This is a genomic window from Pseudoalteromonas sp. SR43-2, from assembly GCF_014163885.1.
GTDB lineage: Bacteria > Pseudomonadota > Gammaproteobacteria > Enterobacterales > Alteromonadaceae > Pseudoalteromonas > Pseudoalteromonas distincta.
In genome coordinates, this window is sequence record NZ_JACJED010000008.1 from 96433 (window position 1) to 112800 (window position 16368).

Sequence of the window (16368 nt, forward strand, 5' to 3'; positions counted from 1 at the left end):
CTGTAATACAAAAACGGCAGCTTATTTAAGCTGCCGTTTTAATTTAAATAATCGCTTATTTTAAGTTTTGAACAAGCCAATATAAGTCAGAGTGTACACCCGCAGCGGTTACTTCTTTCCCAGCCCCTGGCCCCTGAATCACAAGCGCGTTATCACTATACCATTTGCTATTAATTACAAAAATATTATCGCCAGGTGTAAGGTTTGCTAACGCATCCCCATTGGGCACATACGTAATTCCTACTTTAGCGATAACTTCAGTTTTTGTTATATCTAATAGGCCTGTGTATCTCAGTACTGAGTTATTAGCTTTTGCTGTATCAGCATGCTCTTCAATGAACGCATCTAGCTGGGCTTTATTGTTTAGAAAGTCTTCCCAACTTCCTAGCGCAAGCTCACCGGGCATTAATGCCGATAAGCTAATATCATCAAGCTCAAGCTCTATACCTAACTCTCGGGCTAAAATAAGTAACTTACGCTGCATATCTCGTCCAGATAAATCCTCGCGAGGGTCAGGCTCTGTGAACCCCATTTTCTGTGCTTCTAATACCAACTCAGAAAAAGCAGTGGTACCATCATACTTACTACATAACCACGAAAGTGTACCCGAGAACACGCCTTCAATACGCGTAATTTTATCACCACTATTTTGCAAATCAGCCAAAGCAAAATTGATAGGTAAGCCTGCACCTACACTTGTATTATATCGCCAATGTAAATTACGTTCGCCAAGGTTACTACGAAGTGCTTTATACCAAGAAGTAGGTGCTGTACCTGCATATTTGTTAGCACTAATTAAATGACAATCTCGGTCTACAAAATCTGTATATAAAAAGCTAAACTGCTCACTTGCAGTAATATCAATTAAAACTTTATGTTCGTAGTCAAGCTCGCTTATCGCATTAAGTAAATCCGCAGCTTCATAGCTATTCGCCTCATGCTGCCATTGAGTTTTCCATTGCGATATATTTATGCCACTTGCATTAAATAACATATGTTTAGAGCGAACCAGCGCTACCAATTTAATACTAAAGTCGTCTGATAAACGCTCAAATTGTGCCGATAACTGCTCAATAAAAGCATCGCCTACATTGCCAAGGCCCGCAACTATAACGGCTATTTCTTGGCCTTTATTGATTAGCTTATCGTGTAAGGCGCTTTGTATATCGCTATCTATAAATTGGTCTGTTAGTAATAAAACATAACCATTATCTTGATGCACAAAACGCGGCTTTATAGTCTGCTCAGCTAATACCTCTAAAGCTTGCAGTTTTAGTACGCTAACGTCTTGCTCAGGGGCAATAATTGCACAGCCATTTAAATTTGACTCACTAATATTAGCTCTACCAGCAAAGTAATTAATAACTTGATATGTTTGTGCAGCCGGTACTACTAAATACACTTCACCATTATGGTTAAAATGATGAAGGCTATGCTGAATAAGCTGACTAACGCTTGCGACCTCACCTTCACTTAATCCTTCAACCATTAACAAATCAACATTTTGCAGCGTGGTTATAAAGCGCTTTTTCTTTGCTGAACCTTCTTTTACTATATCTGTTGGGCTTGCTTGCACATCAAAACTACTACGAACAGCTAGCTTAATATCGCTGTTTTTAAGTGGCGATAGTGTTTTTGCGTGTAATACAGGGTTACCCAAACGAGCTAATAAATTAGCTTGCCCGCGACAAATTTTGCCGTATTTAATCGCTTTTTTAACCTTACGAGGATCAGTGCTAAACACTCCCTGTGTATCGGTCCAAATACATACTTGCTTAGCATTACAGTAATTTGCAAGTAGTGTTGCACTATAATCGCTACCGTTGCGTCCAAGTGTTACGGTCTCACCTTTCGTATCGGCGGCAATAAACCCAGTAACAACATTTATCTTATTAGGTAAAATTGACTGTCGACATTGCTGCGCATTTTGCGCATGCATTAATTCACCATCGTTTAAGGTAAAAAGACTACGGGCATCTTGAGCACACGCCTCAATATTTAGCTGCTGTAAATAAGTAGCGAGTAAACGTGCTGACCACAGTTCCCCATGCGCAAGTAACGCAGCCTCTTTTAGCTGCTCAGCTTGAGCAAGTTCTGCAATATTACTAAGCTCGGTATTTAGTGTTTTAAGTGCGCAGCACTTTAAATCAGCTTGTAATAACTGCTCAATTAAATCGCTTTGATGGTTATTTAACTGCAGTAAAATATCAGCGACAGCTTGCGTGTCTTGCAGCTGATAACTTTGCCACAACGACACAAGTGTATCTGTAGTCTTACCTGCAGCAGATACCACAATACAGTCACCCGGCTGAGTATGCCCAATAATTATTTTAGCTACGCTTTGATAGCGCTCACTAGAGCTTAAGCTTGAACCACCAAATTTATGTACACAATTGACCATATTTATACCAATTCGCTTAATTAAGTTGTCTATTTTGAGGAAAGAAAACCGTATCGATAACAAGGCAAAAATTTCGTTATTTAGTTGTTCTATATTAGGAATTTTTAACGATTTTATCGTGCGGTTTAATCCCTCAAATTGATTAGGGCGTGTTGTTCTTTGTGGATTGAAATTTGTTCAATCTAGGGGCGATTAAATCGCGGCGCGAGGTTTGTAACCTAGTGGGCTAAGTAAAAACCGAGCAACAAAGAGTTAATCGTCCCTAGAAAGAACCCAAAGGGCAGCGCATGTTTGGTATTTATGCTGCGTTATCGCCTATTCATGGGGAATAACCACACTACATAGGCTCCGCCTTGCCTAAAAACCAAACATACTACTGCAAATTCACCCACCAAAGATCAACACGCCCTAGGTATTATTGCGGATTGGTATTACTTACCAAAGCGCTGGACGGGCTGCACTTAATTTAACGTTTCCACCAGAAGTGCCAGCACCTTTGCCTACACGGCCAACATTTTTATTTTGCCCTGGTTTTACAAGTTCAAATACTCGTTCAAAGTCAGCTATTAAATCGTGTATATCTTCAATCCCAACCGAAATACGAATAAGCGTATCGCCCACACCCGCCTCTAAACGTGCCTTTGCCTCCATGCCTGCGTGCGTCATAGTTGCGGGGTGACAAATTAAACTCTCTACGCCACCTAGTGACTCAGCTAAACTAAACGTTTTAAGACTAGTTAAAAATGCTGCAGCGTCGTTTATATCGCCTTTAATATCAAAACTAACCATGCCACCAAAGCCAAGTTGTTGTGCTTTAGCAAGCTCATGTTGAGGATGCGATTCAAGTCCTGGATAGTAAACTTGGCTTACAAAATTGGAACTTTCAAGGTACTTAGCTATTGCTAGCGCATTTTCTTGGTGCTGCCTTAAACGCACATTTAGAGTACGTAGACCACGAAGCGTTAAATAACTATCAAAAGGCGCGCCCGTAATACCAATATTATTTGCCCACCAAGCAAGCTCATCACCAAGCTCTTGTGTTGCAGCAATAACAGCGCCGCCCACTACATCTGAGTGCCCGTTAATATATTTAGTAGTTGAATGCACCACAATATCTACACCAAACTTAATAGGGTTTTGTAAGGCAGGAGACAAAAACGTGTTATCTGCGGCAACCAATGCACCGCATTGCTTAGCAACATCGGTAACCGCTTTAATATCGGTTAAACGAAGTACTGGGTTACTTGGAGTCTCTATCCAAATAAGCTTAGGCTTAATTGCTAAAATTTGTTGAAGGCTTTCTTCTTTTGTTAAATCTAATACTTCAAGCTTCAATAATCCGCGTTTTTGTAACGATGTAAATAAACGATAGCTACCACCATAACAATCATGTGGAATTACTAACGTGTCGTCACTGTTAAGTAGCTGAGTAGCTAAATGCACGGCAGCCATACCTGTGGCCGTAATTATGCCACGAGCGCCGCCTTCAAGCTTAGCAAGCGTCTCTGCTAAAATATCACGATTAGGGTTACCACTGCGGCCATAATCATACTCACGCTTAGTATCAAAGTCGGCAAACGAATAAGTCGTTGATAAATAAATTGGCGGCACCACTGCACCATGATGTTTATCAGCATCAACGCCGTTACGTACAGCAATGGTCGCTTTGTTTTTTTCGCTCATATTCGTCACCTGATTAATTTGGATGTTTAGACGTCTAAAAGAGTAAGTTATCCGTTTTAATAAGTCAAAGGATTTTAAAGCTCTAGATGGCTAAAGTTAGGAAAGGCGTTTGCTAGTATCACATTTTAGCTCACAAAAGTGAGCTTATTTTTACATCCCAAATAGGCTTATTAAGATAGATCGGTATCTATTATTTGACTATCTTTTTTAAATCGATAGAATTTCACGCATATTTACACGCTTTTTATACCGTGTGAGAAATTAATAATCTGAGGCAACGATACATCTTATGGCTAAATGGAATGGTGAGTATATTCACCCATACGCAGAACACGGGAAAAAATCAGAGCAAGTTAAAAAGATCACCGTTTCGATCCCGCTAAATGTATTAAAAGTTTTAACGGATGAGCGTACGCGTCGTCAAATCAACAACCTTCGCCATGCAACAAATAGTGAATTGCTATGTGAGGCGTTTTTGCATGCATTTACTGGTCAACCTTTACCAAATGACGATGACCTACGTAAAGACAACGCAGAAAAAGTACCAGAAGAAGTTAAAAAGATAATGCAAGAAATGGGTTTAGAAGTGCCTATTTTAAACGAAGAATAAATCGTTACCTTTTTAATCAAAAAACCTCAGCATTGCTGAGGTTTTTTGTTTAAGCGTTATATATTACGCCATATAATTTTCAGGCAAATCAATTTGCGCAACACCCGACTCTACCGCAGCAAGTGCTACAGCTTTAGCTATACGCGGTAGTAAACGCGGATCCATTGGTTTTGGAATAATATACTGCGCACCAAACTCTAGTTTATCTACGCCTGCGGCTTTTAAAACTTCTGCAGGTACAGGCTCTTTGGCAATACTACGAATAGCCTCAACTGCAGCAATTTTCATTTCATCGTTAATCGCGCTTGCACGTACATCAAGTGCACCACGGAAAATAAACGGGAAACATAAAACATTGTTAACCTGGTTAGGGTAATCAGAGCGCCCTGTTGCCATAATTAAATCGTTGCGTGCGCCGTGAGCAAGTGCAGGATCGATCTCTGGATCTGGGTTTGAACATGCAAACACGACCGGTTTTTCTGCCATTAGTTTTAAATCTTCGGCAGCTAACAAGTTAGGACCCGAAACACCAACAAACACATCAGCATCTGCAATTACATCTTGCAATGTGCGTTTATCGGTATTGTTAGCAAAAAGCTGTTTATATTCATTTAAATCATCGCGACGAGTATGAATAACACCTTTACGGTCAAGCATATAAATGTGTTCACGCAGTGCACCACACTTAATTAACAGTTCCATACACGCAACTGCAGCAGCGCCTGCACCTAAACATACAATTATTGCATCTTCAATTGATTTACCTTGTACTTCTAGCGCATTTAACATGCCGGCAGCCGTCACAATGGCGGTGCCGTGTTGGTCGTCATGAAAAACAGGAATGCTACAACGCTCTATTAATGCTTTTTCAATTTCAAAACACTCTGGTGCTTTAATATCTTCAAGGTTAATACCACCAAATGTGTCAGCAATATTGGCAACCGTGTTAATAAAGTCTTCTGTTGTTTTGTGCTTTACTTCAATATCAATAGAATCAAGCCCTGCAAAACGTTTAAACAATAACGCCTTGCCTTCCATTACGGGCTTAGACGCTAAAGGACCTAAATTACCCAAGCCCAAAATTGCAGTACCATTAGTGATAACCGCAACCATGTTACCTTTACCGGTATATTTATATGCATTTGCAGGATCTGCGGCAATTTCACGTACAGGCTCAGCGACACCTGGGCTATAAGCTAGGGCTAAGTCTTGAACTGTTTTAGCTGGTTTTGTTAGCTCAATGCTAATTTTACCAGGTACGGGATGTGAGTGATAATGTAGTGCTTGTTCACGAAAGTCAGACATAACGCGATGGTATCCTGCAATTTAAGTTAAAGTGAGAGGTGGAGTCTTGGGGTACGATACCCTTATTATTTTTAAATTCCAAGCAATATCAGGTCTATCCTGTTATATGCTATATCCTTTAATTTTAAGAGGTTTTTCAGTAACTTTGCAGGATTATATAAACATTTGATAAATAAAAATTCACCAAAAAAGTAAGTTTTGAGGTGTGTTTATGTCTATTAAAATATTAAAAAAATGTATGTTTAACACATCATCACAAACTTAAAATAACAGCCTACTACACTACTTTAAAAACAGATAAGCCCACGTTAGCTACTTTTATCAACCTAGTTAAAATTTGTACTATTTAAAATATAGAGAATATCTATCGATTTGTCTGTAAAGGTTTATGCATACTCAGAATAAGAATAGGAAATAGTTATGCAAGGTGTGATGTAGCTCGAGCAAGCTAAATAAGATAAGAAGTAGTAAATTTTAGACACAAAAAAAGCACCCTAAGGTGCTTTTTTTAACTAAACAGCAATAATTACTTCTTGCTGCTAAGTGCACCGAAGCGCTTGTTGAAGCGATCAACACGGCCGCCAGTGTCTAAAATCTTTTGCTTACCAGTGTAAAACGGGTGACACGCAGAACATACGTCTAAGTGAATGTCTTTACAAAGAGTTGAGCTAGTTTCGAATTTGTTTCCGCATGAACATGTTGCAGAAATTACTTCGTACTTAGGGTGAATACCTTCTTTCATAGGAACCTCTAGTTAAGGCCGCATCGCTCTCCAAACCCGAAGTCTGGCACCATACGTCGTTAAAACAAATTTGTTGGTGGCGGATTTTATCCAACAACCCTCCCCTGCACAAGTATTTATTTATCTTTTCGCTAAAAAAGTGAACAATCTCTTTCTCAAGTACTATTGCTAGTAGGTTTTTAGCGGTATTTTTAGTACATTACAGCATTAATTTTACGGGTTGAGTTGTTATGAGTTTTGTTGAAGTTGCTATTAAAGTCCCGCTTCCACGCACCTTTGATTATAAAATAGAAGAGCAGCTCAGTGGCTTATCAACACCCATACTACCGGGCATGCGGGTTTTAGTACCTTTTGGTAATCAAAAAAAAGTGGCTGTTGTTCTGGGTATTAAAAACAGTACCGACGTCCCTTTAGATAAAATTAAGAATATTATAGAGGTAATAGACGATACCCCTATTTTAAGCGCCCAACATTTAGAACTCCTTAGCTTTACTGCCCGCTATTATTGCTATCCCTTAGGCGAAACTATTCACATAGCGCTACCGAGTGCACTTCGCCAAGGTGAATCGCCAGATAAAACCAGTATTAACATGGTTGCTCTGACAGAAAAAGGCGCAAAAGTACCGCCATTAAAAGCCAAAACACAGCTCAATTTATTAAAGCAGTTATCGCAATCGGGGAAATCATCGTTAACCGAATTAAAAGCTCTTGGCTTTAGCAAAAAAACAATAGATAGCCTAATAGATAAAGAACTCATTACGCAAACTATTGAACATGATAACCAATGGCAAAGCGTTGCACCAACTGTCGGTAGTAAACCTGTACTTAATAAAGAACAAGCGGTTGCTTGTACAGCAATAAATCAAAGTAGTGGATTTAGCAGCTTTTTATTAGAAGGCGTAACTGGCAGTGGTAAAACAGAAGTGTATTTACAGTGCCTAGAAGAAGTATTAAAACGTGGCGAGCAAGCATTAGTATTAGTGCCAGAAATAGGCTTAACGCCACAAACTGTAAACCGTTTTCGTCGCCGCTTTCCTGATACACCCATTATGCTTTGGCATTCAGCCCTTACCGACAACGAGCGATTGCAAACATGGCGCTTTTGCGAAAAAGGCAGTTGTGCAATAGTTATAGGCACACGTTCGAGTATTTTTCTGCCATTTTTAAAACTCGGTATGATAGTTGTCGATGAAGAGCACGATTCATCATTTAAGCAACAAGATACCCTTCGTTACCATGCTCGTGATTTGGCCGCATACAGAGCTTTTCAGCATAAAATACCACTTATATTAGGCAGTGCTACACCCGCACTTGAAACACTTCACAAAGCAATTAATAACAAATATCAGCTACTAAGTTTAACCGAGCGCGCGCAAACTGCGACAGATAACCAATTTAAGTTACTCGATATGAAAGGCCAACCCGACCAAGCAGGTATTGCACATGCAAGCCTTGCCACTATGCGCCAACACTTAAACCGCGGTAAACAGGTTATGGTGTTTTTAAATCGTCGAGGTTTCTCACCCACTCTTATTTGCCATGAATGTGGCTGGCTAAGTGAATGTAAACGCTGCAGTACCAGCGCCACATTTCATAAAGCGATTGGGCAAATGATTTGTCACCACTGTGGCGATCAATACCCTGTTCCTCACCAATGTCCTGATTGTGGAAGTACGCAAATATTTCCAAATGGCAAAGGTACAGAGCAAATTGAAGAGTTTTTATCGACCGAGTTTCCAGATACACCCGTTACTCGCATAGACCGCGATTCAACTCGCCGTAAAGGCAGCCTTGAAAAAGCACTAGATGAAATAAACCTAGGCGGTGCACGCATTTTAGTAGGCACACAAATGCTTGCCAAAGGCCATCACTTTGCAGATGTAAGCCTTGTTATAATTTTAGACGTAGATAGCGGCTTATACTCATGCGACTTTAGGGCGACAGAGCATTTAGCACAGTTAGTTACTCAGGTCGCGGGGCGAGCTGGGCGTTCAGGGGAACCTGGCCAAGTGTTATTACAAACACACTTTCCAGAACACCCACTTTTACAAGACTTAGTTAATAATGGTTACCAAGATTTTGCTCGCTTTGCACTGAGTGAACGCGATGATGCAGACTTACCACCCATTACAAATATGGCTATTGTCCGTGCACAAGGACACAGCATTAAGCTAGTCGTCGATTTTTTGACGGATTTGGTTCCTGTGAATGGGGTATCTGGTATACAATTGCTCGGTCCGATCCCTGCTCCACTTGAAAAAGTCGCAGGTATGTATCGTTTTCAATTACATATTCAAGCGCAAGATCGCCGCATATTACATCAGTACCTTGCGCAAATGGTTGATTATTTAAGTTCAAGTAAACTTGCACAAAAAGTACGCTGGAGCTTAGACGTAGACCCTATAGACATGATTTAGGTTAAGGCCAAAATAACACCATGGCACAGCACGATTATATTAACAAAAAGCCTGCAGGCAGAAACAGTAAAAAAAACGCACCCGCTAAAAAACCATTTCCTATTCTTTTAGCTGTCATAGCCATCTTACTCGTCGGTGGTTTTGCTTATACATTATGGTTTATTAAAAGTAATGCAGATCCAAAACTTGTCGAAAAACAAGCAAACCCCACTGCGCCCGCAAAAGTAGAAGTGGTTATTCCACGCACACCAGAGTTTATTAAAGAAATAAGAGAACACGAGATTCAAGTTGAAGTGAAAGAACTTGAGCAAAAAGGCCCTTACGTTATGCAGTGTGGTTCGTTTAAAACCCACGCACAAGCGGAATCGCTAAAAGCTAAAATAGCATTTGCAGGCCTCATTTCTGAAATAAAACAGGCTGAAGGCAGCAATGGTACTTGGTATAAAGTGCGCTTAGGCCCTTATAAAACCAAACGCCAAGCCGAAAGTGATAAAAACAAACTTAAACGTGTAAAAATAGTCGGCTGCGGAATTTGGGGCTGGACTTGAAAATAAACCATTCACCCATATAACCTCTTCATAATCGTTTTTTACGAGTTGCCTCTGCAGCTCGATGATGAGGAATAACATGACTACTATCGTAAGTGTACGCCGTGGCGACAAGGTTGTAATTGGCGGCGATGGCCAAGTGTCTCTTGGTAATACCGTAATGAAGGGCAACGCCCGTAAAGTTCGACGTCTTTATAATGGCAAAGTAATCGCTGGTTTTGCCGGTGGTACTGCTGATGCCTTCACTCTTTTCGAACGCTTTGAAAGCAAATTAGAAATGCACCAAGGAAACCTAACTAAAGCCGCAGTAGAAATGGCTAAAGATTGGCGCAGCGACCGTGCACTTCGAAAACTCGAAGCGCTGCTCGCTGTTGCAGACGAAACAGCCTCTTTAATTATTACCGGTAATGGCGATGTGGTTCAACCTGAAAACGACCTAATTGCAATTGGCAGTGGTGGTAACTTTGCACAATCAGCTGCAACCGCCCTTTTAGAAAATACAGATTTAAGCGCTCGTGAAATAGTAGAGAAAAGCTTAACTATTGCAGGCAACATCTGCGTATTTACTAATAACTTCCAAACAATCGAAGAATTATAATAGGAACTATCATGTCTGATATGACCCCAAGAGAAATTGTTCACGAGCTAGATCAGCACATTATAGGTCAGGCTAAAGCAAAAAAAGCAGTGGCTATTGCACTTCGTAACCGCTGGCGCCGCATGCAACTCAAAGAAGATTTACGCAGCGAAGTAACACCAAAAAACATTTTAATGATTGGTCCAACCGGTGTAGGTAAAACAGAAATTGCCCGCCGATTAGCAAAACTTGCTAACGCACCCTTTATTAAAGTAGAAGCGACTAAGTTCACGGAAGTTGGCTATGTTGGTAAAGAAGTTGAGACTATCATCCGCGATTTAGTCGATGTATCAATTAAAATGACTCGCGAACAGCAGACTAAGAAATTTAAACATCGCGCCGAAGAAGCAGCAGAAGAGCGCATTTTAGATGCCCTTTTACCACCAGCGAAAGATCAATACGGCGAAACGCAGCGTGATGATAACTCATCAACTCGCCAAACGTTCCGTAAAAAGCTACGTGAAGGTCAGCTAGATGATAAAGAAATTGAAATCGATTTAGCACAAGCACAACCAAACGTAGAAATTATGGCGCCTCCTGGTATGGAAGATATGACCAACCAGCTACAAAGCATGTTTCAAAACATGGGCGGCGATAAGCGCACTAAGCGTAAACTAAAAATCAAAGAAGCCTTCAAACTATTAACGGAAGAAGAAGCCGCTAAATTAGTAAATCCTGAAGAGCTAAAAGAGCAAGCTATTTTTGCAGTAGAGCAAAACGGTATTGTGTTTATTGATGAAATAGACAAAATTTGTAAGCGCGGCGATTCTTCAGGTCCAGATGTGAGCCGAGAAGGTGTTCAGCGCGACTTACTACCGCTAATTGAAGGTTCAACTGTAAATACTAAGCACGGAATGGTTAAAACTGACCATATGCTGTTTATTGCCTCTGGTGCGTTTCAGATGGCAAAGCCATCAGATATGATCCCAGAGCTACAGGGCCGCTTACCGATTCGAGTAGAACTTGAAGCACTTACTGCAGATGACTTTAAACGCATCCTTACAGAGCCTCATGCATCGCTTACCGAGCAACAACGAGAGCTGCTTAAAACTGAGCAGGTATCGATTGAGTTTAGCGACGATGCAATTGAACGTATTGCCAAAGCAGCTTGGCAAGTTAACGAGAAAACCGAAAACATCGGTGCCCGTCGTCTACACACTGTAATGGAAAGATTGATGGAAGAAATTTCATACGATGCTTCTGAAAAAGCAGGCTCGTCATTAGTAATCGACGCCGCTTATGTTGAAAAACACTTAGGTGCACTTGTTGAAGATGAAGACTTAAGCCGCTTTATTCTATAAAACGAATATAAACGTTATACTAAAAGCCTCCAGATTGGGGGCTTTTTAATGGGATATATTAAATGAAACACGTAACAAAAGTGCATTACCACAGTGTAAGTAAAAATCTAGATGTTTACTTTGATGATGACAGTAAAGCTGTATTTAGCTGTGAGTTTTTACGTGTACACTCCCCTTCAGCTGAAGTGCAGGGCCATGGCTCTGGCCCAATGAAGCTAGTACTTAATAAGCAAGCTGTAGGAATTAAAAGTATTGTACCTGTTGGGCATTACGCACTTCGTTTAGATTTTGACGATGGCCATAACAGCGGACTATTTAGCTGGCGCTACTTTGAAAAACTACAACAGCAACAAGATACATTGTGGAGTGAATATTTAGTGCGGGTAACTGAACACGAAAAAAGTAAAGATAGCGTGCCTATAAAGTTTGTTCCTTAAACTTTATAGACCCGCACTATTAGGGGTTATTACACCTTAAACTTATCAATTGCAGTGAATAGAACACGAGCCTGCTCAGAGACTTCTTCACTTGTCTGCGCATTATTAGCAGCATGTCCCGAAGCATCTTGTGCAATATCTCTTATACGTACTACGTTTTTATTTACCTCAGACGCTACCTGACTTTGCTCATCAATCGCAACTGCTATTTGAGTACTCATCTCCATGATAGTTTGTACATCTTCGGTTATATCACCGAGTAGCTCACCGGCTTTAATAGCCTGCGATGCACTTTCATCTCCTTGCGAGCGGCACTGGTGCATAATACTAACCACCTCTTGAGTGCGTTGTTGCAGGGTATTAATAATCCCCTCTATTTCACTAGTCGATTCTTGCGTGCGCTGAGCAAGTGAGCGAACTTCATCTGCCACTACTGCAAAACCACGCCCTTGCTCTCCAGCTCTAGCCGCTTCAATTGCAGCGTTAAGCGCTAATAAGTTGGTTTGATCTGCAATCCCTCGAATTACATCAAGCACTGAGCCAATGGTTTCGCCGTCTTTTTCTAATTGCGATACAACACTTGATGCATTACCTAACGAACTAGACAAATCTCTAATATGTTTAACCGTTGAGTCAACTTCACTGCGCCCTTGCTGTGCGCTTAAGTTGGTTGATTCTGCTTTTTTAGCTGCGGCTTCAGTATTATGAGAGATATCTTGAATAGTTGCCTGCATTTGCGTTGCAGCTGTCGCTACCATGTCTGCTTCATGTAGTTGCTCTTGCATACCAGAGCTTGTTGCTGCGGTACTTTGTGATAAATGCTCGGTTGCTACATTAAGGGTGTTTAAAGCACCATTAACTTCGTTAATTAAGTTCTTAAAATCGCCTATTAAGCTATTAAAGTCGACAGTCATGGTGGTAATTTCGTCTTTACCTGTTTGCTCTATCATTACGCTCAAATCATTATTACGACGAATATCATTAATAGTGTGATAAACCCGCTCAATAGGTACAATAATGGAGTGGCTTGTAAAATAAACTAGCGCTAATACAACCACACCTGCAATCACAAATACCAAAATAGCTAAAAATTGAGCCTGCTCTACACTTTGCTCTACTTGTAACTTAGTGTCTTTAACGATTTTAGAAACAATGGCGTCGCTTTTATCTACACTGTCACGCATTACTCCAAGTGCGCCTGACTCAAGATCTAGCCCTAGCTTAGTTTGGGCCTGCACAAGTGTTTGAAATTCGCTTTGGTATATATCAATCAAAGGATTAATTTGTGCTTTATAGTCGCTTGGCAGCTGTGCTGCAACTATCTGCTGCTTAAATGTATTAATTCCCTCATTAAAACGCCCTAGGTACTTAATATCAAATCTCAGCATGAAATCTTTTTCTGAGCGTCTTAGTTGCAGCATTGACGACAGCAGTTGGTAATTTTGCTGCTCTTTTAATAGTTGCTCAACTTCATGAACCGAGCTTCTAAGCTTGCCATATAACCCGTCGGTCGGGGTTAAACCAATCTCTTTTTGAAGCTTAACAACAGTTTCAAAATCATTATTATAGCTATTTATTAGTTGCTCAAAGCGCTGGACCTGCTCCTGTGCAATACCTTGGTTAGCCATTAACTGTTGTAACTTTTTTACTTTATCACTTAACTGCTCAAAATCCGTTTCAAATGCAGTTAACGCGTCTTCTTGTTTATAAAACAAAAAGTTTTTTTCATGTTTACGCAATGCTAATGCATGTACGTTGAGCTCTTCTGCTAATTGAATAGTCTTGTTTAAGCTCAAGGTTGTACGTGATTCAAAAATAATCACGCATAAAAGGACCACCATTGCTAAACCAACAACGACTGCGTTTAGTTGTAAACGTCGTTTAATTGTTAGGTTTTGTAAAAAATTCATCGCTAACGCCTTTTTTGAATATGCATTTTTATTATAGCTAATAGATCAAAAGCGACTAATTAATTTAACTTTTTATTATTGGTAATTCTAAACAGTTTAAATGTGATGGCTATAAGGCGACACTATCCCACAAACCTTTATGTAACGATTGTGTGTTATTCCATTGTTGTTTAACCAACCAATCAATTAAAGGCGCGGGATCGCTGGGGTAATTTATTTGCTTGTTTTGCGGCGCGCTATTCCAATCATCAAGGGCTTGAGGGTTTAAATAGTTCATAACATGCGCCATGCCCATGGAAAATAAAGTTTGTGCATTTGCTGCTTGCTCAAACTGACCATCTAAAGGCTTTAATAGTAACTTTTTACCTAACTTAAGCGCTTCACTGGCAAGCTCAAATCCCGCATTACCAATAACGCCACTTGTGTTTGCTAAGTCGTTTAAAAAACCAGAGCGTGAAGGGGCTCGTAAATGTATATGTCCAAAAGATTGATTGGTGGCATTTGGGTGATAGCAATAAAATTCTTTTTCGGGAAAGTCTTTTAAATAATCAACAACGCTATCTAAGTTTTCGAAAGGTAAATATACCAATACCTTGTTCATTACTGCTACAGGGTTGTCGTGATTATGATGAGCAATAAAAGGCGGTATTATATTATTTGCAAATGGTTGCCAGTGCACGCCTAAGTAGGTAGTCGCTGGTGCATAATGCTTGATAAGTGATTTTCTCAGGACGCCACGACCAAACATAGGTACGTTATCTGACAAAAATGCTGCTTGGTGACTAATGCCAATAACGGGTATACCTGCCCGTTTTGCAGCCCATGCTGTCACAGGCTCAAAATCGTTAAGTACAAAATCGTACTGTTTTATCTCAAGCGATTTTATATCACTCACCAACTTACAAATTCGCATGTTTTTAAGTGTTTTTAAATTTTTAACTTGCCCATTTTCAGTGCTAAACGACAAACCGCGATACGCTTTATAATCTGAGAATTCGTGCATATCAAAGTAATCTTTATTTGCGCGCCCTGAAAACACATAATCAACATCAATACCGAGCTTATTAAAGCAGCTTGCCATAACCCGAGCGCGCGTTATATGACCATTACCGGTACCTTGCACTCCATACAATATTTTCATGCAGGCACCACAAGTGCTAACGCAAATAAACCACAAAAACTACCAATCGTTGCGCCTATTATAATATCAGCAGGAAAGTGCACACCCAATACCACACGAGACATAGCAACGCCGGTAGCCCAACTAAATAGTAGTAATGCATATTCTGGAAAAAAATGGCTTAATATAATTGCCACTAAAAAGGCAGCAGCACTGTGGCCCGATGGTAAACTAAATTTATCGCTCGGTACTATATAGGCATTTGTTACTAAGCAGTCGCATGGACGGATCCGAGCAAATCTATTTTTAGCTAGTAGGTAAATAGGTCTTTCTATAGCAAAACCAATTAATATAGTGACAGGCAATAATTGGTGCTGTTCATTATTACTAAGCCACCACACTGCTAAGCATATTAATATATAAAGCCCACCATCACCGCTTTTAGACAAACCAAAGGCCATTGTTTTAAACCACCTCGGTGAATTGCAATTAAACAAAGTTAAAAATAATTGCTCATCTATCTGAGTTACCTTTTTAAGCATATTATTATTCATCACCATCCCTCATTGCATAACATATGAACACCGGTTTAGCTTATGTGTTGTAAATAACAATTGAGTGACGCTTTTAATACACTATTATTGCGATTAATGATTTAGCGCTTGTTTTGCCTAAATTTACTGCGATTAAGTCGTTGTTATTGCTTATAAGGAGGGTATACTGAGATATAAATTAATGTACCTTTTGAGGATAAAATAATGGATTACAGCACTTCTGATTTATGCGACCACTTTGCTGACGTGGTTGACGTGCTAGAGCCTATGTTCATCAACTTTGGTGGTCGACACAGCTTTGGTGGCCGCATTAAAACGGTTAAATGTTTTGAAAATAATGAACTCATCCGCGAATTACTTTCTCAAGATGGTACAGACCTAGTACTTCTTATTGATGGTGGCGGCTCAACTCGTCGCGCACTAATCGACATTGAACTGGCTGAACTAGCACTTGAAAACAACTGGAATGGTATTGTTGTTTACGGCGCAGTACGCCACGTTGATGAGCTTGAAGAGCTTGATTTAGGCATTCAAGCAATTGCTTCAATCCCTGTTGCAGCCGACAGCGAAGGTGCTGGTGAAGATGCTATAGGCGTTAACTTTGCTGGGGTATCATTTTTTGATGACGACTTTATTTATGCTGATAGCACAGGCATTGTTTTATCTGCAGAAGAATTAGAGTTGGAAGTTGTAGAAGTATAAC

At 40.2% G+C, this 16368-nt stretch carries 14 protein-coding genes; 7 read left to right on the forward strand and 7 right to left on the reverse strand.

Annotated elements, in window-relative coordinates; all coding sequences use genetic code 11:
• Positions 1-55 precede the first annotated feature (55 nt).
• Positions 56-2401: a bifunctional aspartate kinase/homoserine dehydrogenase II gene (gene metL / locus H5120_RS08990; RefSeq protein ID WP_182674139.1), complete on the reverse strand. Its 2346-nt coding sequence runs from the start codon at positions 2399-2401 to the stop codon at positions 56-58.
• Positions 2402-2836: 435 nt separating this feature from the next.
• On the reverse strand, positions 2837-4084 hold the full coding sequence (gene metB, locus H5120_RS08995; protein WP_039485856.1) for a cystathionine gamma-synthase: 1248 nt from the start codon (positions 4082-4084) through the stop codon (positions 2837-2839).
• Positions 4085-4373: 289 nt separating this feature from the next.
• Here metB and metJ point away from each other — a divergent pair, with 289 nt between their 5' ends.
• A complete protein-coding gene (gene metJ, locus H5120_RS09000; RefSeq protein ID WP_002958371.1) occupies positions 4374-4694 on the forward strand; it encodes a met regulon transcriptional regulator MetJ in 321 nt (106 codons plus the stop codon).
• A gap of 63 nt (positions 4695-4757) precedes the next feature.
• Here the strand turns inward: metJ and H5120_RS09005 are convergent, their stop codons facing one another.
• The gene (locus tag H5120_RS09005; RefSeq protein WP_182674140.1) at positions 4758-5999 is read right to left on the reverse strand and encodes a malic enzyme-like NAD(P)-binding protein; all 1242 of its coding nucleotides are present in this window, start codon (positions 5997-5999) and stop codon (positions 4758-4760) included.
• 526 nt (positions 6000-6525) lie between these two features.
• On the reverse strand, positions 6526-6741 hold the full coding sequence (rpmE, locus tag H5120_RS09010) for a 50S ribosomal protein L31 (RefSeq protein WP_002958369.1): 216 nt from the start codon (positions 6739-6741) through the stop codon (positions 6526-6528).
• A 230-nt stretch (positions 6742-6971) separates the two neighbouring features.
• On the opposite strand from rpmE, the gene priA reads away from it, so the two are divergent.
• The 5 genes from priA to H5120_RS09035 all read left to right on the forward strand — a co-directional run bounded on the left by priA (position 6972) and on the right by H5120_RS09035 (position 12081).
• Entirely contained in the window at positions 6972-9158 is a 2187-nt protein-coding gene (gene priA, locus H5120_RS09015; RefSeq protein ID WP_182674141.1) for a primosomal protein N', read from the forward strand.
• Positions 9159-9178: 20 nt separating this feature from the next.
• Positions 9179-9706: an SPOR domain-containing protein gene (locus H5120_RS09020; RefSeq protein WP_182674142.1), complete on the forward strand. Its 528-nt coding sequence runs from the start codon at positions 9179-9181 to the stop codon at positions 9704-9706.
• Positions 9707-9785: 79 nt separating this feature from the next.
• A complete protein-coding gene (hslV, locus tag H5120_RS09025; protein ID WP_002958366.1) occupies positions 9786-10304 on the forward strand; it encodes an ATP-dependent protease subunit HslV in 519 nt (172 codons plus the stop codon).
• An 11-nt stretch (positions 10305-10315) separates the two neighbouring features.
• Entirely contained in the window at positions 10316-11644 is a 1329-nt protein-coding gene (hslU, locus tag H5120_RS09030) for an HslU--HslV peptidase ATPase subunit (protein WP_024596310.1), read from the forward strand.
• Positions 11645-11706: 62 nt separating this feature from the next.
• Positions 11707-12081 carry a gamma-butyrobetaine hydroxylase-like domain-containing protein gene (locus H5120_RS09035; RefSeq protein WP_024596309.1) on the forward strand — a complete coding sequence of 125 codons (375 nt, stop codon included), beginning with the start codon at positions 11707-11709 and terminating at the stop codon, positions 12079-12081.
• A gap of 29 nt (positions 12082-12110) precedes the next feature.
• Here H5120_RS09035 and H5120_RS09040 read toward each other — a convergent pair whose 3' ends face one another.
• From H5120_RS09040 to H5120_RS09050, 3 genes are all read right to left on the reverse strand, one after another.
• Positions 12111-13991, reverse strand: coding sequence for a methyl-accepting chemotaxis protein (locus H5120_RS09040; protein ID WP_182674143.1), 1881 nt, complete (start codon positions 13989-13991; stop codon positions 12111-12113).
• Between the two features lie 109 nt (positions 13992-14100).
• Positions 14101-15132 carry an MJ1255/VC2487 family glycosyltransferase gene (locus H5120_RS09045; protein ID WP_182674144.1) on the reverse strand — a complete coding sequence of 344 codons (1032 nt, stop codon included), beginning with the start codon at positions 15130-15132 and terminating at the stop codon, positions 14101-14103.
• Entirely contained in the window at positions 15129-15668 is a 540-nt protein-coding gene (locus H5120_RS09050) for a phosphatase PAP2 family protein (protein WP_024596307.1), read from the reverse strand. The genes H5120_RS09045 and H5120_RS09050 overlap by 4 nt, the downstream gene beginning before the upstream one ends.
• A gap of 201 nt (positions 15669-15869) precedes the next feature.
• On the opposite strand from H5120_RS09050, the gene rraA reads away from it, so the two are divergent.
• The gene (gene rraA, locus H5120_RS09055; RefSeq protein WP_002959955.1) at positions 15870-16367 is read left to right on the forward strand and encodes a ribonuclease E activity regulator RraA; all 498 of its coding nucleotides are present in this window, start codon (positions 15870-15872) and stop codon (positions 16365-16367) included.
• Position 16368 lies beyond the last annotated feature (1 nt).

Excerpts from the sequence above, each read along its gene's own strand:
- metL (WP_182674139.1), bottom strand. The coding sequence starts at position 2,401 with ATGGTCAATTGTGTACATAAATTTGGTGGTTCAAGCTTAAGCTCTAGT.
- metB (WP_039485856.1), bottom strand. The coding sequence starts at position 4,084 with ATGAGCGAAAAAAACAAAGCGACCATTGCTGTACGTAACGGCGTTGAT.
- metJ (WP_002958371.1), top strand. The coding sequence starts at position 4,374 with ATGGCTAAATGGAATGGTGAGTATATTCACCCATACGCAGAACACGGG.
- H5120_RS09005 (WP_182674140.1), bottom strand. The coding sequence starts at position 5,999 with ATGTCTGACTTTCGTGAACAAGCACTACATTATCACTCACATCCCGTA.
- rpmE (WP_002958369.1), bottom strand. The coding sequence starts at position 6,741 with ATGAAAGAAGGTATTCACCCTAAGTACGAAGTAATTTCTGCAACATGT.
- priA (WP_182674141.1), top strand. The coding sequence starts at position 6,972 with ATGAGTTTTGTTGAAGTTGCTATTAAAGTCCCGCTTCCACGCACCTTT.
- H5120_RS09020 (WP_182674142.1), top strand. The coding sequence starts at position 9,179 with ATGGCACAGCACGATTATATTAACAAAAAGCCTGCAGGCAGAAACAGT.
- hslV (WP_002958366.1), top strand. The coding sequence starts at position 9,786 with ATGACTACTATCGTAAGTGTACGCCGTGGCGACAAGGTTGTAATTGGC.
- hslU (WP_024596310.1), top strand. The coding sequence starts at position 10,316 with ATGTCTGATATGACCCCAAGAGAAATTGTTCACGAGCTAGATCAGCAC.
- H5120_RS09035 (WP_024596309.1), top strand. The coding sequence starts at position 11,707 with ATGAAACACGTAACAAAAGTGCATTACCACAGTGTAAGTAAAAATCTA.
- H5120_RS09040 (WP_182674143.1), bottom strand. The coding sequence starts at position 13,991 with ATGAATTTTTTACAAAACCTAACAATTAAACGACGTTTACAACTAAAC.
- H5120_RS09045 (WP_182674144.1), bottom strand. The coding sequence starts at position 15,132 with ATGAAAATATTGTATGGAGTGCAAGGTACCGGTAATGGTCATATAACG.
- rraA (WP_002959955.1), top strand. The coding sequence starts at position 15,870 with ATGGATTACAGCACTTCTGATTTATGCGACCACTTTGCTGACGTGGTT.